General features: G+C 62.8%; 21 protein-coding genes. 13 read left to right on the forward strand and 8 right to left on the reverse strand.

The annotated features are described in order from the left end of the window. Positions 1-2: 2 nt before the first annotated feature. On the reverse strand, positions 3-1,109 hold the full coding sequence (locus tag BLR13_RS33855; RefSeq protein ID WP_157793752.1) for an efflux RND transporter periplasmic adaptor subunit: 1,107 nt from the start codon (positions 1,107-1,109) through the stop codon (positions 3-5). A 358-nt stretch (positions 1,110-1,467) separates the two neighbouring features. Here BLR13_RS33855 and BLR13_RS33860 point away from each other — a divergent pair, with 358 nt between their 5' ends. The 3 genes from BLR13_RS33860 to BLR13_RS33870 all read left to right on the forward strand — a co-directional run bounded on the left by BLR13_RS33860 (position 1,468) and on the right by BLR13_RS33870 (position 4,453). Next, on the forward strand, positions 1,468-1,953 hold the full coding sequence (locus BLR13_RS33860) for a hypothetical protein (protein ID WP_074814411.1): 486 nt from the start codon (positions 1,468-1,470) through the stop codon (positions 1,951-1,953). Between the two features lie 70 nt (positions 1,954-2,023). Next, positions 2,024-3,688 (forward strand): SulP family inorganic anion transporter, encoded by a 1,665-nt coding sequence (locus BLR13_RS33865; RefSeq protein ID WP_074814408.1) that lies wholly within the window; start codon positions 2,024-2,026, stop codon positions 3,686-3,688. 390 nt (positions 3,689-4,078) lie between these two features. Beyond that, positions 4,079-4,453, forward strand: coding sequence for a hypothetical protein (locus tag BLR13_RS33870; RefSeq protein ID WP_074814405.1), 375 nt, complete (start codon positions 4,079-4,081; stop codon positions 4,451-4,453). 11 nt (positions 4,454-4,464) lie between these two features. Here BLR13_RS33870 and BLR13_RS33875 read toward each other — a convergent pair whose 3' ends face one another. Beyond that, positions 4,465-5,820 carry a polysaccharide deacetylase family protein gene (locus tag BLR13_RS33875; RefSeq protein ID WP_433994244.1) on the reverse strand — a complete coding sequence of 452 codons (1,356 nt, stop codon included), beginning with the start codon at positions 5,818-5,820 and terminating at the stop codon, positions 4,465-4,467. Between the two features lie 228 nt (positions 5,821-6,048). Then, positions 6,049-6,843 carry a polysaccharide deacetylase family protein gene (locus BLR13_RS33880; RefSeq protein ID WP_074814400.1) on the reverse strand — a complete coding sequence of 265 codons (795 nt, stop codon included), beginning with the start codon at positions 6,841-6,843 and terminating at the stop codon, positions 6,049-6,051. Between the two features lie 107 nt (positions 6,844-6,950). On the opposite strand from BLR13_RS33880, the gene mgtE reads away from it, so the two are divergent. From mgtE to BLR13_RS33900, 4 genes are all read left to right on the forward strand, one after another. Then, positions 6,951-8,387, forward strand: coding sequence for a magnesium transporter (gene mgtE, locus BLR13_RS33885; RefSeq protein WP_074814397.1), 1,437 nt, complete (start codon positions 6,951-6,953; stop codon positions 8,385-8,387). Positions 8,388-8,501: 114 nt separating this feature from the next. After that, positions 8,502-8,894, forward strand: coding sequence for a helix-turn-helix domain-containing protein (locus BLR13_RS33890; RefSeq protein WP_074814394.1), 393 nt, complete (start codon positions 8,502-8,504; stop codon positions 8,892-8,894). An 85-nt stretch (positions 8,895-8,979) separates the two neighbouring features. Next, positions 8,980-9,798 (forward strand): aldo/keto reductase, encoded by an 819-nt coding sequence (locus BLR13_RS33895; RefSeq protein ID WP_074814390.1) that lies wholly within the window; start codon positions 8,980-8,982, stop codon positions 9,796-9,798. A gap of 94 nt (positions 9,799-9,892) precedes the next feature. Next, on the forward strand, positions 9,893-10,750 hold the full coding sequence (locus tag BLR13_RS33900; protein ID WP_074814388.1) for a hypothetical protein: 858 nt from the start codon (positions 9,893-9,895) through the stop codon (positions 10,748-10,750). A gap of 17 nt (positions 10,751-10,767) precedes the next feature. Here BLR13_RS33900 and BLR13_RS33905 read toward each other — a convergent pair whose 3' ends face one another. Further along, positions 10,768-11,817: a malate/lactate/ureidoglycolate dehydrogenase gene (locus tag BLR13_RS33905; protein WP_074814384.1), complete on the reverse strand. Its 1,050-nt coding sequence runs from the start codon at positions 11,815-11,817 to the stop codon at positions 10,768-10,770. Positions 11,818-11,862: 45 nt separating this feature from the next. After that, complete coding sequence (locus tag BLR13_RS33910; RefSeq protein ID WP_074830732.1) at positions 11,863-12,540, reverse strand: DUF599 domain-containing protein; 678 nt, start codon at positions 12,538-12,540, stop codon at positions 11,863-11,865. Between the two features lie 148 nt (positions 12,541-12,688). Between BLR13_RS33910 and BLR13_RS33915 the strand changes: the two genes are divergently transcribed. The 5 genes from BLR13_RS33915 (at position 12,689) to BLR13_RS33935 (ending at position 15,810) form a co-directional block, all read left to right on the forward strand. Next, positions 12,689-13,342, forward strand: a complete 654-nt coding sequence (locus tag BLR13_RS33915) for a glutathione S-transferase family protein (RefSeq protein ID WP_074814381.1) — start codon at positions 12,689-12,691, stop codon at positions 13,340-13,342. Between the two features lie 50 nt (positions 13,343-13,392). After that, positions 13,393-13,809 (forward strand): YidB family protein, encoded by a 417-nt coding sequence (locus BLR13_RS33920; RefSeq protein WP_433994290.1) that lies wholly within the window; start codon positions 13,393-13,395, stop codon positions 13,807-13,809. 209 nt (positions 13,810-14,018) lie between these two features. After that, positions 14,019-14,222 carry a hypothetical protein gene (locus tag BLR13_RS33925; protein ID WP_091976901.1) on the forward strand — a complete coding sequence of 68 codons (204 nt, stop codon included), beginning with the start codon at positions 14,019-14,021 and terminating at the stop codon, positions 14,220-14,222. A 152-nt stretch (positions 14,223-14,374) separates the two neighbouring features. Continuing rightward, positions 14,375-15,328: a hypothetical protein gene (locus BLR13_RS33930; RefSeq protein WP_074814373.1), complete on the forward strand. Its 954-nt coding sequence runs from the start codon at positions 14,375-14,377 to the stop codon at positions 15,326-15,328. A 41-nt stretch (positions 15,329-15,369) separates the two neighbouring features. Next, positions 15,370-15,810, forward strand: coding sequence for a DUF1489 family protein (locus tag BLR13_RS33935; RefSeq protein ID WP_074814370.1), 441 nt, complete (start codon positions 15,370-15,372; stop codon positions 15,808-15,810). Positions 15,811-15,823: 13 nt separating this feature from the next. Here BLR13_RS33935 and BLR13_RS33940 read toward each other — a convergent pair whose 3' ends face one another. Further along, a complete protein-coding gene (locus tag BLR13_RS33940; RefSeq protein ID WP_074814367.1) occupies positions 15,824-16,585 on the reverse strand; it encodes a hypothetical protein in 762 nt (253 codons plus the stop codon). A gap of 84 nt (positions 16,586-16,669) precedes the next feature. Continuing rightward, complete coding sequence (panC, locus tag BLR13_RS33945) at positions 16,670-17,521, reverse strand: pantoate--beta-alanine ligase (protein ID WP_074814364.1); 852 nt, start codon at positions 17,519-17,521, stop codon at positions 16,670-16,672. Positions 17,522-17,869: 348 nt separating this feature from the next. Between panC and BLR13_RS33950 the strand changes: the two genes are divergently transcribed. Then, positions 17,870-18,793: a division plane positioning ATPase MipZ gene (locus BLR13_RS33950; RefSeq protein ID WP_074814361.1), complete on the forward strand. Its 924-nt coding sequence runs from the start codon at positions 17,870-17,872 to the stop codon at positions 18,791-18,793. A 31-nt stretch (positions 18,794-18,824) separates the two neighbouring features. Here BLR13_RS33950 and BLR13_RS33955 read toward each other — a convergent pair whose 3' ends face one another. Further along, positions 18,825-19,904, reverse strand: coding sequence for an alcohol dehydrogenase catalytic domain-containing protein (locus BLR13_RS33955; RefSeq protein WP_074814359.1), 1,080 nt, complete (start codon positions 19,902-19,904; stop codon positions 18,825-18,827). Positions 19,905-19,987: the final 83 nt, after the last annotated feature.

Below are 19,987 nucleotides of genomic sequence, written 5' to 3' on the forward strand. Positions count from 1 at the left end.
ACCTACTCCACGACGGGTAGAAGCTTGACTTTTTGTCCGTCAAGCAAATAGGAGACGCCGGCCGCGGCAACGATGTCGCCCGCGGCAAGGCCTTCCGTGACGATCAGGCGATTGTCACGGACTCCTCCAACTGTGACCTTGCGCTTGTTCACCGTCGAGCTGGCGCCATTATAGACAAAGACGGTCGCAACGCCCTCCAGTTCCCTGCCGGCCTCGGGCGCAATGACACTGAGCGGAAGCAGAAAACCGCTGGCTACACCGATCAGTGGCTCCTGGATCGCGACTTCGACCGACATCCCGGCATTCAGCCCCGCAACCCTGTCTTCCAGCCGCACAACGACCGGGAACGCGGAGACCTGCTCTGCCTTGGACCCGAGCTCCTTGATCTCTCCCTTGAGCGAGAGATCAGGCATGTCGGCGACCTTGACGGTGACCGGTTGCCCGACCCTCAGGGTTTGAAAGGTCGGGGAGGGAATGAGGAAAGACATCTCGAAACGGTCGTCACTGTACAAGGTGACAATCGGTTGCCCGGCTGAAACCTGTGCGAACGACTTGACCTCGACGCGGGCGATGGTGCCGGAGAACGGCGCGACGAGCTTGCTGCGGTCCATGTTGTGTTCTGCCAGTTCGAGCTGGCGCTTCGCCTGGTCTAATTGCGCTCTCGCAGTGAGCAAGGTCGCTTTCGACTGATCGAATATTGCTTGGGTTGTGACCCCTTTTCCGAGCAGGTCTTCCTTGCGCCGGAAATCGCTTTCTGCGTTATCGAGCTGGGCCTGCGCCTGCTGCACGCCGGCACTGGCCTGGTCGACCTGCGATTGCAGCGAGCGCGAGTCGATTTCCGCCAGAAGGTCTCCCAACTGCACCTTTTGGCCGACAGCAAGCGATACTGCTTTCAATTGTCCGGCAATTTCGAAGGATAAGCTGCTGACGTCTGCCGGCTGCAGGACTGTGGGAAAGCGGCGAACCCGGCTCTCGGCTTTTGCGTTTACCTTGAAGGCGCGAAGCCCCCGCACGGGTTGCTCGGTGACTTCCTGATCCTTTCTGCTGCAGGATTGCAAGCCGAACACGACTATCGCGCAGATCACAAACCGCAACGGTCGTCGACTCATTGTCGGCTCCATCTGAGGCAATTTGAGGCTGCGTCAGCGTGTTGCATTCTTCCCCAAACAATGCCGCCTGCCAAGAGCGACCGATCTCATGAATGCGATCTTTGCGCGATAGCGTCCGGCGGGAAGCTTCCCTTCCGGCGTTGTTCCCGCCATTCTCTGGTTGCATCGCAATGCGAACACCGTGCACGCCACCAAACCCATGATGTCGCTCTTCCAGGTCATAAGATCGTTACCCGGCGAAGCACGGTAAGCGGGGCTTTCCACTTCCGCTTCAACGCAATCTAAACTTGAAAACATCCGACTTAAAGCGCAAACATGCTTGCGCTGCTTCTCGTGCCGCCCTCACTGGAGTGATCGTATGACTATCACCGAGAGGCAAGTGAATGCGGCTCAACAGGCATGGTGCGATGGTTTAGTGAGGATCGGAACGGTCTATAAGGCGTCTGGAGATTTTCGGGCGGCTGCAACGGTCGTGATCGATGAACTCTACGATTACCAGGACGGAGTGGTGTTTTTCAAACCCACGCAGGCTCACGGCCGTCAGACGTTTCGCAATACGGCGCGAGGAGCACTGTCATACTTTGTCGGTGGCGATCCCGAATTTCCCGATGACAAGGGCTTTGCCTTAAAGCCCTGGGCGCGCGTCTGGTACGACAACAATGCCGCTGAAAATGGAATTCAGATTCACGGAATAATTGCCATTACCATGGGCAACGTATATCTCGCCGATTATGAGGGGAACGAAATCATGGTCGACAAGACCTTCGTCTTTCGCCTCTGCAAGGATGGCAAGCTTCGGCTTTGCGCCCACAAATCGGCGCTCCCTTACGTTCCAGATGCCTGATTGTTTCCATACCGTTCACGAGGGTGAACTTGCCGGTTCTGTCCGGGGAGTTGGAAAAAGGGGGGGAATTTTGTCAGGGTTCGCGATCACGCGTGGCGACATTTTTGGCGGCATAACTGCCGGCATCGTAGCGTTGCCGCTTTGCCTCGCGTTCGGCGTTGCGTCGGGATTGGGGCCGGGCGCCGGATTGTACGGTGGAATTGTCCTGGGCATCGTTGCCGCACTGTTGGGAGGCACGCCAGTCCAGATCTCCGGTCCGACGGCACCCATGACGCTCATTGCGGCCAGCGTCGTTGCGGCAAACACATCATCCAGCGGAGAAGTGCAGCTCGCGCCGGTTGTTGGAATTTTTTGCCTCGCGGGTGCCTTGCAGGTGCTCTTCGGGATCGCAAGGCTTGGAAACTATATTCGGTTCCTGCCATATCCGGCGATCTCGGGCCTGATGACAGGCATCGGGATTATCATCATCATTCAGCAGATTTTCCCAATAGTCGGTCTGCCTTCGCCATCATCCAATCCGGTCGAAATCCTGAAGTCTTTCGGCGCCCTCGCGCAGGGCGCCCGCCTTGATGCGTTCCTGCTTGCGGCGGCGACCGTCGCGATATCATTTCTGCTCCCGCGCTTTCTTTCGGCCGTGCCTCCGTCTCTCGTCGCATTGATCCTGCTGACGGGCATAGCCGTAGCTTTCGGGCTTTCGGCGCCGACCATCGGCGACATTCCCAGGGGGCTGCCGGACTTTGTCCTGCCCGGGCTCAACATTGCCGACTTCAAGTTTTCCTTCATTGCTGCATTTCAACTGGCATTCTTGGGCGCGATCGACGCTTTAACGACATCGCTCGTCACGGATAACATGACGAAGACGCATCACGACAGCAATCGAGAGCTGATCGGCCAGGGTACCGGCAATATAGGTGCGGCGCTGTTCGGCGGTATCCCGGGCGCCGGCGCGTTCGTGCGAACCGCCATCAATGTTCGGGCCGGTGGACGGCATCGCTCCTCGGGAGTGATACATGGTCTCTTCCTGCTGGCGGTTCTTCTCGGTCTATCCAGCGTAGTGCGGTACATTCCTCATGCCGTCTTGTCAGGAATTCTGGTCAGCGCCGGGTTGAGCATCATCGACTATCGCAGCCTTGCTCATCTGTTTCGTGCGCCGCGCGGCGACACGTGGGTGATGCTGATCGTTGTTGTATTGACGATATTCACTGATCTGATCACCGCGGTGGGCACCGGCGCCGTGCTTGCTTCCCTGATTTTCATGACCAAGATTGCGCGCACGATGGAACAGAACACGACTCTGACGCTGGTCGAAGATGAGTTGTGGCAGGATGAACTCGAGCTTCCGGACGAACTAAAGCAGCGGCTTCTGATCAAGCATGTCAACGGGCCGCTGTTCTTTGGATTTGTTTATGCTTTCCGCCGAATTGCGGAGCGAGCGATGGATGGAAAAATGCTCGTGCTGCGGATGGAGCGCGTCACCTATATGGATCAATCCGGAATTTATGCACTGCAGGACGTATTGGTCGATCTGGAAGGCGCTGGACTAAAGGTATTTGTTATCGGACTTCCTCAAGACCAGATCGATCAGCTTGAGGCAATGCATATTGTTCCGACGGTTTTGTCTGAAGAGGACTTCTTCCAGAATTTCGATGAGTTCAAGCAACGGCTCCCCGAAATCGTTGAAGAGCTCAGCCGCACGAGCGGCGCGGGCCGGCCAATCAAGACGATCGAGAGTTAACCAACGTCTTTTCAATGTTCCGCAGGGTCGGCCGCGGAGCTACTGAAACGGCGCCGCGCCCCCGACTTGGTGCAGCCTGGGTATTCCGCTCGAAGGGCACTTATAGGAGGGAAATGCACCGTACGGCTTGACAAGTCTTGGCAACCCATTGATATCGCGGCAAACGCGACCGCTCTCCGAGCGCACCACAAAATCATGCAGTTTGGGTTCAACCCAATCGATTCGGCGAGCTCACGCGCTTGTCCGCGGCATCGCGATTCCTTGAGGGCAAGGGAATGTCGATACCTTACTGTAACGCCGTTGGCGTAAGCTGACCGGACCCGCCTGCTGGCGATCTCAGCCCGCTCGCCGCAGTTCGGCGCTTCCAAGATCACTCCCCGGAGCACTGTCATGCTGTTTCTGAGCTACGCCTACCGATTCCTGTCCAATTTCGTGTTCCTGGCGCTGGTTTATTTCGCTCTGAATTTTCTGGAAAAGTACCAGCACCGCGTGGTCGTCGCGGTTCTGGTGCTGGTCTATGCCGGCATGCATGCGGCATCGGCGCTGCGTTCGTTCCATTTCTTTCAACGCATCGAGCGGCTGGAGATCGAGGCGCGCCGGCTGGTGGCTGCATTGGGCGAGGGGCCCAATTCGAGCTCTGCGCGCAAGCAGATCGTCACGGACGTCAGCGCGCTCCGCCATGCCGGCGAGATGAAGTCGTATATCGACCTGCTGTTTCTCGCCCTCGTCATCCTGCTCTGCGTCACCAAGATCCTGACGAACTGAGCCGGGATCTTTTAGCGCTTCTTGAGGCCGGCAACCCGGACCGAGCGCGGCTTCTTCTTTCCCTGCACCGCCTGCTGCGGCACGCCGCGGCCGGCATGTGCGGCGTGCCGGCTCTGGTGCGCGGCAGGCTTGGCGGTGGTTTGCCCGCCATGCGCCTGCTGGGTCAGAGCGCCGCGCGCCGGTCGCCGGGATTTGCCGGGCTGTACCGGGGCCAGCCTGGCTGAGGCCTCTGCTTCAAGCGCCGCCTGGGCTGCTTGTTCGGTGCGGCGCAGGGTGCCCAGCATCGTGACCCCGGTCGATTCCGGCATATTGAAGAGGCTCGCGGCCGGAACCGGCAATACGGTCGCGGCGCCGTTCTCCGCCACGACCAGTTCGCGGGGCCACTGAGTCCGCTGCGCCAGCGGCACGCCACGCATGCGGCGCGTCAATATGCCGAGCTCGGCGTCGCGCCAGTCGAAATCGAACCAGGCCGGCGCAGGAAGCGCGGACGTGGCGGCATACGCGAAATTCGGAACTTTCGGCCAGCGCGAAATCGCCACCGTCTCCGAGGTCGGATGCAACTGCCATTGCTGCGGCTCGGTCGGCGTCGCCGGCCGTTCCGGCGTCGCCGGCACCACATGCACGATGCGATAGCCGCGCGCTTTCAGGGTTTGCAGGATCTTCGGCAGGGCAGCCACCGTGCGCGCCTGAATGTCGTGCAGCAGCAGAATGCCTTTTCCCTTGGCCTCCAGCCGCTGGATCGCAAGATCGTAGACGCGCTGCGGGGAGACACGGCGCCAATCGTCGGCCGGAAAATCCGCGCTCCAGACCTGGATGCCCTTGGATTCCGCATAGGTCTCGATGGCGTCGTTGCGGCCGAGGCCGGGAATGCGGAAGAATGGCGCAGGTCCCGTGCCGTCGGCGAGTGCTGCCGTTACCGAGGCGATGCCGTCGTCGATCTCCTTTTGCGCGCGGTCGATCGGCATGCGCTGCATGTTCGACGGATGGTTTTGGGTGTGGGTGGCGACGGTGTGGCCGGCATCGCGGACCTTGCGCACGCCTCCCGGATTGGCCCTGGCCTGCGCTCCGACCAGGAAGAAGGTCGCCTTCACGCATTGGTCGGCGAGGATTTGCAGGACTTGATAGCTGTTCTTCGGGATCGGGCCGTCGTCGAACGTCAGAACTACCTCATGGTCCTGAAGCGGCAGCGTCTTGGCGTATTGCATGGTGCCGATGATGGGATATTCGCGCGGATCGACCACCAGCGTGCGCGACGTGCCGAGCGCGTCGGGATGGCCGGGGCAATCGGCAGCCGAAGCACGTTGTGCCGGGATCAGAGCCAGCACGCTCAGGCAGAGCGCGGCCGATATCCGGCCCCGGTGCCTCACACCTACGCTCGCAATCATAACACCCCGGCTTCATTCCAAAGAGGACGCAACTATCTACCTGTGGCGCCATGAATGACGCCTTAATCGTCCGAATTCCACCCCTAATTTGGCCGCAGGCGACGATCCGGACCGGAACGGGCGCGGCGGCAACAGGAGCCATTCGAATCATCGAAAAGATGGTGCCCAAACAATGAGATCAGATCATGATCCGATCCATTGCCTGATGATCTACCGCGCCTTGTCGGCGACGGTTTTCGGCGGGGGTGGGACCACATGGACCACGCGATAGTGATTGTCGCGGAGGTAGCGCAGGAAGGCCGGCAGCATCGCCGCGGTCTGCGCCTTGGGATCGTGCAGCAGGATGATGCCCTTGCGGGCGATCGTGAGCCGTTCGGTGAGCAGTTTCAGCTCCTGCTGCGGCGTCATCTTGTTCCAGTCGCTGGCCCACAGGTCGGCGCCGAACACCGCAATGCCGCGCTTTTCCAGATCGTCGAGCGTCCGGGGCGTCGTGTCGAAGTAGGGAAAGCGAAAGAACGGCGTCGTCGGGTTCGTGGTCGCGGCGCTGTGAAGGGCCGTCTCCACCGCCGCGATGCCCTTGTCGATCTCGACGGCGGCATTTTCAGGCTTGGAGTATTTGAGATTGCGATGGGTCCAGGTGTGGTGGGCGATGGTATGGCCTTGGGCGGCCATCGTCCGCACCAGTTCGGGGTGTTCCGAGGCCGATTTTCCAATCAGGAAGAACGTCGCACGCACGCATTCGTCCGCCAGCGCCTTTAAAACCTTCGAGGTCGTGGCCGGCCACGGCCCGTCGTCGAAGGTCAGCACCACCTCGTGATCTCCAAGCGGCAACGTCTGCGGAAAGCTCTTCAGGCCGACGCGCGGAGAGGTTGTGGGGTCGACGACGAGAACGCGTGACGTGCCGAGCGCGTCCTTGCGGGCGCATTCGGTTGCCTGTGCTGCCATGTTCGTGGCGAACAGGGCGACGGCGGCCGCGCACAGCGTCTTGATCGGGTTTCCGGTCATTCCAAGTTCTACATATTTGTCATTGCGCTGGGCATTGCCGATTGGGTAATGCGTGCTGCGATAGCTCAGACGAGTTCTCTCATTCTGTCAAACCGGCGAGGCGCGGCATGGCCGAGAAAATCGACGTGGCCCAACCCGCCGAAGCGCACGCCGGCGACAGCGCCGTGCTCGATCATCTCCAGATGCGGGATGAAGACGGCCAAATCCGCCAGGAATTTGTCGAAGAGATCACGCGCGCCATCCGGGCCGCCGAAGCGCCGCGGCTTCGCGAAGTCGTAGCGGAACTGCACGAGGCCGATCTCGGCGATTTGATCGGCGCGCTTGAACCCGATGACCGCGTCAGCCTGGTTGAATTGACCGGCACGGATTTCGACTTCTCGGCGCTGAACGAGGTCGATGACGCCGTCCGCGAGGAAATCCTCGAGGAACTCGAGCCGGCAACGGTCGCCGAAGGCGTTCGCGAACTGGAATCCGACGATGCCGTCGAACTGCTCGAAGGCCTCGACGAGGAGGACCAGGAAGAGATCCTGGAAAAGCTGCCGCCGTCCGAGCGCGACGCGCTGGAGCGCAGCCTGCTGTATCCGGAAAACTCCGCCGGCCGCCGCATGCAGTCCGAATTCATCGCGGTGCCGCCGGACTGGACCGTGGGGCAGGCGATCGACTACATGCGCGACACGCCCGATCTGCCCGCGCGCTTTTATGAGATCTACGTGGTCGATTCCGAAAAGCACTGGCAGGGCGCGGTGTCGCTTGACGCATTGTTGCGCGCGCGCCGCCCGGTCAAGATGAGCGATCTCATTGACGAGGACCGCCGCCGCGTTTCCGTGCTGGACGACCAGGAAGAGGTCGCGCGGATGTTCGGCAAATACAATCTTGTCGCAGCCCCCGTGGTCGATACCACCAACCGTCTGGTCGGCGTCATCACCATCGACGACGTCGTCGACGTCATCGAGGAAGAAGCCGACGAGGACCTGAAGGCGCTCGGCGGCGTCACCAGCGACGAAGAACTGTCCGACAGCGTCTGGACCATCGCGCGGGCACGGTTCAACTGGCTGCTGGTCAATCTTGCGACCGCCTTTCTGGCATCCTCCGTGCTCGGCCTGTTCGAGGGCCAGCTCGAGAAGATGGTGGCGCTCGCGGTGCTGGCGCCGATCGTGGCGAGCCAGGGCGGCAACGCCGCGACCCAGACCATGACGGTGGCGGTGCGGGCGCTGGCGACCCGCGAACTCGGTTCCAAGAACGCCATGCGGGTGGTGATGCGCGAGGCGATGGTCGGCCTCGTCAACGGGCTCGCCTTTGCGGTCATCACGGGCGTTGCCGCGGTGGCCTGGTTCAAGATCCCCGGCCTTGGTATCGTGATCGGCCTTGCCATCATCTGCAACCTGGTCGCCGGCGCGCTCGGCGGCATCCTGATCCCGATGGTGCTGGAGCGGGTCCGCGCCGACCCGGCGGTGGCATCGGGTACCTTCGTCACGACCATCACCGACGTGGTCGGCTTCTTCTCGTTTCTCGGCATCGCCACGCTGTGGTTCGGGCTGCAATAGTTCGAGCGACAGCCTGCCCCGATCCGGGGTGGATCCCGGTTCGCTTGCAGCCTCATCATCGTTAAGCGGACCTTAACGCGCATCGCCGATCATGTTGGGCCTACGAGGTCGAACATGCAGCGCCTGCGATTGAAAGCGGACGGACGGATCGTTGAATTGCGGGACGGGCAGGAATTTCCGCTTGCGCCCGGAGTCGCACTTGCGATCCCGGCGATGCCCGGACTCGCTTCAGCGATGCCCGGGCTTGCGTCAGCGATGCCCGCTGAGGCTTTGACCGCCGGGCCCTGCGAGGCCGCGGCGTTGCCTGCGGTGCGCGACTTGCGCCGCCGCGCGCGTTTGACCCAAACCGAATTTGCCAGCCGGCTCGGCGTCCCCGTCGAAACCATCCGGAACTGGGAGCAGGGCAAGCGCGCCCCGCGTGGACCGGCTCGGGCGTTGCTCGCCGTGATCGCCCATTCGCCCGACACCGTATTTGCCGCCCTGGCCTCGGAGCCGACGCCCGCCTAATTCTTCCGCTGCGTTCGAAGACGCCGTGAGTTGGCACCGCTGCCGCGGCGGCTCATAATGGGCGCTCGATGTGAGAGTACCCGTAATGCATTTTGTCGAGGCCAATGGCGCGAAAATCCCGGCGATCGGGCTGGGCACCTGGGAATTGCGCGACCGGACCTGCGCGCGCATCGTCGAGCAGGCGCTGCGGCTCGGCTATCGCCACATCGATACCGCGCAGGTCTACGACAACGAGCGCGAGGTGGGCGAGGGCGTGCGCGCCTCCGGCGTGAAACGCGACGAGATATTTCTCACCACCAAGATCTGGACCACCCATTTCAAGCCGAACGATCTCGAGCGATCCGCCAAGGAGAGCCTGGCGCGCCTGCGCATGACCGAGGTCGACCTGCTGCTGCTGCATTGGCCGAACCCGCAGGTGCCGCTCGCGGACACACTGGGTGCGCTGGCACGGGTCAAGAGCCAGGGGCTGGCCCGCCATATCGGCGTGTCCAATTTCACCGTGGCCCTGATCGACGAAGCCGTGGCGGCATGCCCGGAGCCTCTGGTGTGCGACCAGGTCGAGTACCATCCTTATCTCGACCAGACCAAGGTTCGCGAGGCCTGCGCACGGCACGGTATGGCGGTCGTGGCCTACAGCCCGGTCGCCAAGGGCCGCATCAAGAACGACCGCGCGCTGCTGCGGATCGGCGATCGCTACCGCAAGACGGCGGCGCAGGTTTGCCTGCGCTGGCTGGTGCAGCAGAATGTCGTGGCGATCCCGCGCACCTCGAAGCTGGAACGGCTGTCGGAGAACATCGAGATCTTCGATTTCGAATTGTTCGAGGACGACATGAAGGCGATTTCCGCCATGGGCAGTGCCGGCGGCCGGCTCACCAATTATGGTTTCGCGCCGAATTGGGATTGAGCCAAAAGGGCAAAAAGGCAAAAAAGATTGAGGAACGGCTGCGTCGGGCGTTATGCTGGCCGTCAGGGGAAACTTCGAAACTTGTTCGGGTACGATGAACCTGCGGCGGATCATACCCACCGACATCACGGTATCGGCGATCGTTCATCTGTCGCTGCTGACCTTGCTGTTGCTGTTTTCCGAGGTCCATCAATTCGGTTCGGTGACGGCCGAGACGATGGCGGTCGAGATCGTCGCGCCGCAGGATATTCCGCAAGAGCCGACGACAGAGAAACAGCCGGAGCCGGTTCCAACGCCAACGCCAACGCCGCTGCCGGATTTTTCGCTGTTCGACAACAAGTCCGCGCCGCCGAGTGCGGCTCAGCCGGCGGCGAAGTCACAGCCGGCCGCGCGGCAGCAGAAGCAGGCAGCACTTGCTGCGCCACCCGCCGCCCAGCCACAGCCGGCGGCTCCACTGCAACCGGCGGCCCCGCCGCAGCAACCGGCCGCGCCGGCTTACAAGCAGCCCGAGCCTGATCTGACGCTCAAATATCAGGTGATGCTGGGCTTGCCGCCGGATCTCTCGCCGACCCTGCCTGCGGCGCCACAAGGTCTTGCCAAGAGCGATGACAATTTCGACGCGCCGGCGACGCAGGACGCCGACGTCGCTTCCAGCGTCGTCACCGCCTTCCGGCGTCATCTCAGGACCTGCCTGAAATTGCCGCCCTCGCTGGCGGCGTCCGACGACGTCAGGGTCAAGCTGCGCGTGATGATGACGCAGCGGGGAACGCTGGCCGGCGATCCGATCCTGATCGAGGCCAGCGCTTCGATGAAAGGGCCGCTCCTGATGCAGGGCGCGGTCCAAGCGCTGCAGGCCTGCCAGCCTTATGCGATGCTGCCGGCGGACCGTTACGGCGAATGGAAAGTGCTCGATCTCAGCTTCACGCCGCGGGATTTCGGCGGCGCGTCATAGAGCAAGATGCCACTTCTCTATCGATCAAGCGAAATCTGGTAGCGTTCGGCGATCGCCGTTAGCTGGTTCCAGGTCTCTTCCTCAACGTCGATGCCGTTTTTGATGCGCTCGGCCCGCGCGATCTGCTCGGGCTCGCCCGCCACCAGGACCGGGAGATCAGGGTCGGAAGGTTTGGCCGATTTCACCCAGCCGATCATGGCATCGATTTCGGCCAGCATGCTGTCGCGGGTGGACAGCCGGCCAGGGTCGATGACAATGCTCAGCATGCCGTTGATAATGCCGCGCTCCGGCGGCGTGTTGGTCGACACGCTTGCCGAGCCCACGATCGCGCCGGCCAGCAGTTCGCATACCAGCGCCAGGCCGGAGCCCTTGTGATCGCCGAACGGCAACACCACGCCGCGTGGCTCGGTGTACATGACGGATGGATCGGTCGTCGGCTGTCCGGCATGGTCGAGCAATGCGCCGTCAAGCATCGGCTTGCCGGCATTGTGCGCCACGCGCACCTTTCCCAGCGCAACACGGCTGGTGGCGAAATCGAGCAGGATCGGCTCGTTGCTGGCTGTTCCGGGAATAGCGATACAGACCGGATTGGTCAGGAAACGCCCCTCACGTCCGCGAAAGGGTGCCACCGGTGGCGGGCCTGAAGCGACGTTGACGAAGTGCAGCGCCACCATGCCCGCGCGCGCGGCAATCTCGCCATAGGTGCCGACGCGACCGATGTGGTGCGCGTTGCGCAATCCATTGACCGCGACGCCATGTTTCTTGGCTGCTTCGATCGCCCATTCGACCGCCTGACGGGCGACCACCTGGCCATAGCCGGCATGCGCATCCCACACCGAGATCGTACCGGTGTCCGAAATGATTTCCGGCTTCTGGTTGACCTTGAGCGTACCGGCCTCGAAGTCTCTGACATAGGCGACCAGCATCCCGACGCCATGGCTGTCATGGCCGCGCAGGTTTGCCTCGACCAAATGTTCGGCAACGATGGCGGCTTCCGCAGGTGTACTGCCGCCGGCGGCGACGATGCGGTTGGCAAACGTGCGCAGCCGGGCGTGGTCGATAATCATGTTCTCTCCCTTTTTCTTCTTGATTGGGTCAGTCTGGGTGATTGGTTAGCGTTCCATCGCCTTCCAGGCGTTCGACGCAAACTGCCTGCGCCAGGTCACGATGACAACCATCGCCGTGGTCACGAACAGCACCCACGGACTGACGAACCAGCCGAGATAACCGAGCGCGAAGAAGAATGAGCGCTGGCCGCGGTTGAAGTGCTGGCCCGCGGATTCGAACATCCGGGTGGTGCGCATCACATGCGCTTCCGCCTCCGGCGTGTCGCGTTGCGAGGCCGGCGGCATCGCGCCGAGCAGGATCGCGACATAGTTGAACAGGCGATAGGCCCAGGAGAATTTGAAGAAGGCGTAGGTGAAGATCAGGATCAACCCGATGCATTTGACTTCCCACAGCGCAGGCGAGGGGCTGAGATCGATCGGCAGCGCGCCGAACACGGCCAGGGCGTCGTTGGTGGCGCGCAGCAGCGCCAATCCGCCGCCGATCGCGATCAGGCTCGAGGACGCGAAGAAGGCGGTGCCGTTCTGCAGCGAGGCCATGATCTGCATGTCGACCATGCGCGTTTCGCGGTCGAGCAGGTTCCGGATCCAGACCTCGCGATAGATGTGCATGCGGGCGGACAGGCTGTCGCGCCCGTAGGCGGTCCGCTCCAGCGTGAAGGCATACACCGTCCACTCCAGGGCGAAGAATCCAACAGCGGCGATATCGACCCAGTATCCGCGCATGATGCCTTCCTTATCGATCGCCAAGTCTTATGGATCACCAAGTCTTATCGGTCACCAAGTCTTGCCGATTTCAAGCCATGCCGATGTACAGGTTGAACGTCGGCAGCGCACTATGGCAAGATGGCGTCCCAACAGGATTTCCCTTGAAATGTTGAAACTCGTCATCGGCAACAAGAACTATTCGTCATGGTCGATGCGGCCATGGCTGGCGCTGCGCGCCAATAACATCCCGTTCGAGGAAATTTTCATCCCGCTTTACACCGATCAGGCCGACAAGGACCGGATCCTGAACGTTTCGCGTGCGGGCAAGGTGCCGGCGCTGATCGACGGCGACGTCACGGTGTGGGATTCGCTGGCGATCATCGAGTACCTCGCCGAGAAATTCCCGCAAGCGAAACTGTGGCCGGAAGACCGCGCCCGGCGTGCGCACGCGCGGTCGATCTCGGCGGAGATGCATTCGGGCTTCATGCCGCTGCGCAACGAATGCGGCATGAACCTGCACCGGCCGGTCGGCGCCATCAAGCTGTCGGAAGATGCGCTGGCCAATGTGGCGCGGGTTCAGGAGATCTGGGCGGATTGCCATCGGCGTTACGGCAACGAAGGCCCGTTCCTGTTTGGCGCCTTCGGCGGCGCGGACGCCATGTTCGCCCCCGTCGTGCACCGGTTTCGCACCTATGCGATCGAGGTGAAGGGTGATGCGCGACACTATTTCGAGGCGATGACTGATAACGCGGCCTTTCAGCAATGGACCCGCGAGGGGCTGGCCGAGACGATCCGGATCGAGCGATTCGAGACGGTCTGACGCCCTGTTCGTGATGTCATCGCCGCTTGACGGATCGCCGGTAAAGCAGTCTGAATCCGCCACCGGCGGTTGCCGCCGAACGAAAGGACGCGACCATGGGAATTCTCGATTCACTGGAAAATTCGGATGCGTTCAAGGGCGTGCTCGGTCAGCTCGAATCTGCCGTAATTCCGGTGGTGCTGAGCGAGGTGCTCGGCAATGGCGGTCAGGGCGGCGGATTGTCGGCGATCGTGGCCAAGCTCCAGCAGGCCGGCCTTGGCGATCAGGTCAAATCCTGGATCGGCAACGGCCAGAACCTGCCGATTACCGCCGAGCAACTGCAGCAGGTGCTCGGCAGCGACACCGTCAAGCAGCTCGCGGCGCGCTTCAACATCCCGGTCGACCAGCTCTCCAAGGTGCTGGCGCAGCAGCTCCCGGCCGTCGTCGATCATGCCAGCCCGGACGGCAGGCTGCCGCACACCGCCTGACCGCGAATTCGCGGTTTGGATGGGGGCCATGCGGATTCCTGCGAAACCCCGGGATTGCCTTCTATCATACTGAGAACACTTGGAAATCCATGTGGTTCCCATGCCCCGATGTTGCTGGCTTTTGGCGCCTTCGGTGTGCTAGGTTGACACAGGGTTCTCAAGTCGGCCGAAAGCTAGTGGGACCATGAGCGCGGCCGACGTTCTTGCGTATGGAGAGGGCGTTGAAGCACAAGTACTCCGTTGGAGAGACTGTCTATTTTACTGCCAGCAACGTTGCCCGTCCGGCCGCCACCGGCACCTATGAGGTGATCCGGCTGCTTCCGACCGACGGCGACGATTGTCAGTATCGCATCAAGAGTTCGGCTGAAACGTTCGAACGGGTCGCCAAGGAAAGCCAGCTCGCGGTTTCCTGAATTTGTTGTGCGCTGACAGCCGGCTGACGGTTCCGGTTTCGACCGCCGTCAAAAGGCCCCGTTCGCAGAACAATTCTGGCGAAGGTTGAATGCCGCCAATGCGCATTCGCCTTCGACGATCGTGTTTTATGCAGCGTTGAGGGACACCGCGCATGAACTGGGCCTGGGCTTCGTCGCTGGATGACATCTGGCGCTCTCCGACCTTTCCGATGTGGCTGACGCTGGCCGCGGCGGGATTTTTCGGCATTATCGTTCTGATCACGCTGTTGCGCGCAGAGAAATCCGTGGCCAACGGGGCGCTCACCGTCATCACGCTGCTGGCGATCGCCGTTGCGGTGGCCGCGACCATCCGTGGCTTCGGGCCGGTCGGGCAGCCCGCTTCCGCCCAGGCCCGCAACGTGCAGCCGGTGCGCGCGGGGTTGCCACAGCTTTCCTGCATCGACGACCTCGCCGGCGATGCCGTGCTGAACGCCTGCGAGAAGGCATTGTTCGGTTCCGCCGAGTCCTCCGCCGCGGCGGTTGCCTATGCGGCCTCCCTGATTACGCAACTGGCCGAGGCCGGCGATACCGCCACCGTCGGCAAGAATCCCAGTTCCGAATTTCTGGCGCTGCGCCGCGCGATCGAGCGCGACCGGTACGGGTTGATGGCCTATGTGCTGATGGCGCGCGACCATTGCACGCCGCAGGCCTGTCCGGTGTTTCGCTCGCTGGCCGATAGCCGTCAGCTCGCGGGTAACATGGACGATCGCGTCTATGAAAACCTGATCACGCGTTACGCGCCGTCGTGGAACGCGCCGATCCAGGCGGGTGCGGGGGTCGTCGCGGCGCTGCCGCCGTCGATGCCCACGGGCAAGCCTACCAACGCAGAATTTCCGACCGCAGCCTCGACCCCGGCGGTCAGCATCATGGCGCCGGAGCCCGGGCCCGGCGCGGCCAAGCCAGCAGCGGCGGCTGCCACGGGAGCGACCGCCCCGCGTCCGGCGGCGTCTCCCGCGCCCGCAGCTCCCAAGAAGCAGGCGGCGGCAAAGCGAGTGCCGCCCGCGGCACCACCGGTCCAGATCGCACCGGCCGCGCCAGCGCCTGCCGCGGCGCCCGCGAATGAATGATCGTTTGCAAAGTTAACGCAGGCCGCTAAACCGTTAGCGAAATGGCGCTTCATATTCTCAAGCTTGCGGTCGGGTGCGAGTCGGTCAAGGAACTCCGCGGCTGGGTCGCCGAACGTATGGCGACGGCCAAGAAAAAGGGCCTGCCGCTTCGGCACGTCCACGTCACGCGGATGACGCCGAAGCGCGACGGGGAAATCCTGGCCGGAGGCTCGCTCTACTGGGTGATCAAGGGCGAAATCGCCGCGCGCGAAAAGATCATCGCGATCGAACCTTTCCGCGACAAGGACGGCATCGGGCGCTGCCGCCTCGTGATGCAGCCGAAGGTGATCGCGGTCTCGCCGCGGCCGATGCGGCCGTTCCAGGGCTGGCGCTATCTGACCGAGGACGCCGCACCTGCCGACCTGACCAAATCCTCCGCCGCCAGCGTCGCTGCGATGCCGGAACCGATGCGACGGGAATTGCGCGATCTCGGACTGCTGTAGCCAGGTTTACGCGCTACAGCGACGCCGACGTGACGATCCGCAGCCGAAGCCAATCGGGCGCCGGCAGTTCGGTCTGGCGGTGGGATTCCGAGTTCCGGTCGACGATGTCGAGCAGCCCGGTGTCGACGCCCATGTCGCGCAGGTAGGTGCGATAGAGTTCGCCAAATCGCACGGTCAGGCCCTGTCGCCGTTCCTCGCTGACATTGGGCGCCAGCCGGTTGCGAATCGACATGCCGCTCAGGATCACCCTTGCGCCGGGCGGCAGGCTGCGATGGACCCCGCCGACCAGTGTCAGCACGCAGGCGAGGTCGCAGGGCGCGTCCGACGCCTTCAGTTTTGCGTCGAGCGGTCCGCCCGGACGCTTCAGCGCAAAGCAATCCTCCTCGTTTTTTCCATGGCAGTCGTCGACATCGGTTGTACCCGCCGTGGTGTCGATGCCGCGGGCGCGCAAAATGCGGCCAAGGCTGGTCGCGACGTTGAGATTGGACTCGCCCCAGCTATGGATGATCACTGGAAGCTTGCGCCCGGCCTGCCGGTCGAGGATCGCGATCAGCCGCTTGTGGGTATCCCACTGAACCGTGCCTTCAGCGGCGATCCATTCAGAGCAGCCCGGCCCGCAGGCGCCCTCAGCTCCATGCGCGACATAAAAGATCATCGCATCAAGCGGCGAACCGATACCGCCGACCGCGGGCCGGTGCGGGTCCTGTGCCTGGGCGATGCCGGCGAAGCCCAACAATCCGCCGAAGACGATCGCAGTTAAGGACCACGCGCCCATGCTCGCCGCTCCACCCCTGACAAATCCTTATCCGGGGATATTCCACCCAAGGGTTGCGCCAGGCAAGCCGAGCACCCGCAAATTCTAGATCCCGATATTGTCGATCAGCCGGGTCTTGCCGAGCTTGGCCGCGACCAGGATCCGCACCGGTCCATCCTTCACCGAGGCGATCGGCGCCAGCGTCGCGGCATGCCGGGCCTCGAAATAATCCAGCACGAAGCCCGCACCCGTGATCAGTTCCCGGCCGGCGGCGACAGCGCTTTCAAATCCCTCGCCGGACTTCAGCCGCTTGGCGGTTTCCTTCATGGCGCGATGGAGCACAGGCGCGGTCTGCCGTTCCTCCGGCGACAGGTAGACGTTGCGCGACGACATCGCGAGCCCGTCGCATTCTCGCACGGTGCGCGAGCCGACCACCCGGACGCCGAGGTCGAGATCCCCGGCCATTTGCGTCACGACCCGCAATTGCTGAAAGTCCTTCTCGCCGAAGATCGCCACATCCGGCCGGCATTGGGTGAACAGCTTGCCGACCACGGTGGCGACGCCGCCGAAGAAATGCGGCCGGAAACGGTCCTCGAGGCCGGCGATGGCCGGCCCCTCCGGTACGACCCGGGTCGCGAAGCCCTCCGGATACATCGCCTTGACGTCCGGGTTCCAGATCAGGTCGACCTTCTCGGCGGCGAGTTTTGCAACATCGGCCTTCCAGGTGCGTGGGTAGGAACCGAAATCCTCTGTCGGCGCGAACTGGGTCGGGTTCACGAAGATCGAGACGACGACTTTCTGGGCACGACGTTTGGCGAGGCGCACCAGCGACACATGGCCTTCATGGAGCGCTCCCATGGTTGGCACCAGCGCGACTGTGGCCTTTCTGGCGCGCAAGGCTTCGAGCGCGCGGCGCAATGCGGGAACGGTGCGGACGACCATGGGACTTCGCGGCATCTGGGCTCGATCTCTTTGGAGTGTTCTTTGGAACGTTCTTGGTGTTTCAGACGGGGCGGGGCCCTCGGCGGGCCGGCCGACCATATAAGGCAAGGCCATTGCCGCCAAGATAACTCGCAACATAACTCGAATGGCGTTCAGGGGTGGCAGGTCTGAGGCCGGTTGCCGCCCCTGCGGCTGGCCGTCTCGGTCGGCGTGCGCCAACAGTTCCGTTGCGAGCGGATGCGCGACCTGCACGCCTCGCGGATTCATCATTAAGGCGTGCCGAGCGCGATTTAGAAGCGTCACCGCGCATTTCACTTGACCGCAGCCGCCCGTGATTTGAAGATATCGGACGGGGGACGGGTGATGTTGGTACAGGCGAGTCAGAGTCAATCCGGTTCGGCACACGTTGTGGTGCTGGGCAACGAGAAGGGCGGTTCGGGGAAGTCAACCACCGCCCTGCACATTGCTGTCGCGCTGATGAAGGCCGGACAACGCGTCGCCACCATCGATCTCGACTGCCGCCAGCAGAGTTTCACCCGCTATATCGGCAACCGCAGCGCCTGGGCGCGTCGCACCGGCCTCGATCTCGAAATTCCCGTGCACTATTGCATCAAGCTCGGCGAGACGATGCAGATCGCCGACAATGAAAATTCCGAGTTCCAGCAATTCATGGAAGCGGTGAGCACGGTCGAGCGCTCCTTCGATTTCATCGTCATCGATACGCCGGGATCGGACTCCTACCTGATGCGGCTCGCGCATTCGATGGCCGACACACTGGTGACGCCGATCAACGACAGCTTTCTCGACTTCGATGTGCTCGGCACCGTCGATCCCGCCACCTATTCCGTGACCGGCGAGAGCCATTACGCCGAGATGGTGCGCGACGTCAGGCGCAAGCGTCGTCAGCTGGACGGCGCCACGACGGACTGGATCGTGGTGCGCAACCGTCTCTCGATGATCGGCTCGCGCAACAAGCAGCTCGTCGCCGACAGTCTGAAGGATCTTTCGCTGCGGCTCGGCTTCCGTTCGATCGACGGCTTCGCCGAACGTGTGGTCTACCGCGAATTCTTTCCGCGCGGGCTCACCGCCCTCGACGACATCGACGAGGCGACGCTCGGCACGCGGCCGAGCCTCGGCCACGTCACGGCGCGCGAGGAAGTCACGAGCCTCTTGCGCCAGCTCAAGCTGCCGCTTGACGAGCGTGGCCGCCGCCGCGCCGCCAACCGCGCCGAATGGTTCACCCAGGTCGACAAGCCGCTCGAAATGCACGACATCATCAGCGCGTAGCGTTTTCTCGGAAAACGCGTCTCTCACGCGGTCACGGTTCGATGACCGTCATGCTGAACGGTCCGCTCTTGGCTGCGGCATGCGCCACCGCTTCGTTGGCGTGGTCCAGATCGAACGCGGTGACCTCAAAATGATCCAGCGTCACCTGGCCTGAACGAATCAGGCCGGCCATCAGCGTCACCGCAAGCGGCGGATACATCCATTGCCCGTGCAGCGTGATGCAGTTTCGCATCATCCAGGGGTAGGGCAGTTCGAGGCCAGCGCCGCCCTGCATGCCGACGCCGCCCATCAGCACCACGCGCCCGTAAGGGCGCACCGCCAGGACCGCGGTCCGTACCTGCACGGCAGAGGCTGCGGGCGGCAGGATGTCGAGCACGCAGTCGATCGGGCCGGGCGCGGCCTGAACGATCCGCGCGCGATCGTCGGCCTCGCTGCCCAGCATTTTGACGGTTCGAACGCGGGCGCCGAAACGTTGTGCGAGATCGGCAAGCGCCGTCTCATTACGGCCGGTGGCGATGACGCACTGCGCGCCCATCCCGAGCGCGACGGCCACAGCCCCCGAGCCGAAACTTCCGGTGGCGCCGTTGACGAGCACGATCTCTCCCGCTTGCAGTTTGGCGGCGAGGAAGCCCCCAAAGGGCACCAGAAATTTGCCGAGCGCACACCAGCGGCCGGCATCCTTGGCATCGATGGCGCCGATCGGAATCGCGTTCTCCGTCGGCAGCCGCAGCCGTTCTGCCCAGGAGCCGTCGTGGAAGTATTTCTGCAGCTTGAGCCCGCCTTCGCTGCCGCCGGTCAATCCCTGCAACATGACATCGGGCGCCAGCGCATTGTCGCGCGAGCGCACGGTCGGATCGCAAAAGACCCAGTCGCCGGGACGAAGCCGCGTCGCATCGGGGCCGGTGGCGCGGACGCGGCCGACACAGCCGGCGCCGAACACGATGGGCAGTTCCAGCAGATAGTTCCTGGCGCCGCTGAGAACTTCGTTGGCGTAAGCCAGAACCCCGCTCGCCACGACGTCGACGATCACTTCGCCGGTGCCGAGCACGGGGGCGGGCACGGTTTCGATGGCGAGCGGCGATCCGAATGATTTCAAGACGGCAGCTTTCATGGGGCGCTCCTGCTTTGCGTTTTCCGACAGAAGCCCATTTTCGCAGGCTTCACCCGGACAACAAGACCTGGTATTATCCTAGG

Source organism: Bradyrhizobium ottawaense (genome assembly GCF_900099825.1).
GTDB lineage: Bacteria > Pseudomonadota > Alphaproteobacteria > Rhizobiales > Xanthobacteraceae > Bradyrhizobium > Bradyrhizobium ottawaense_A.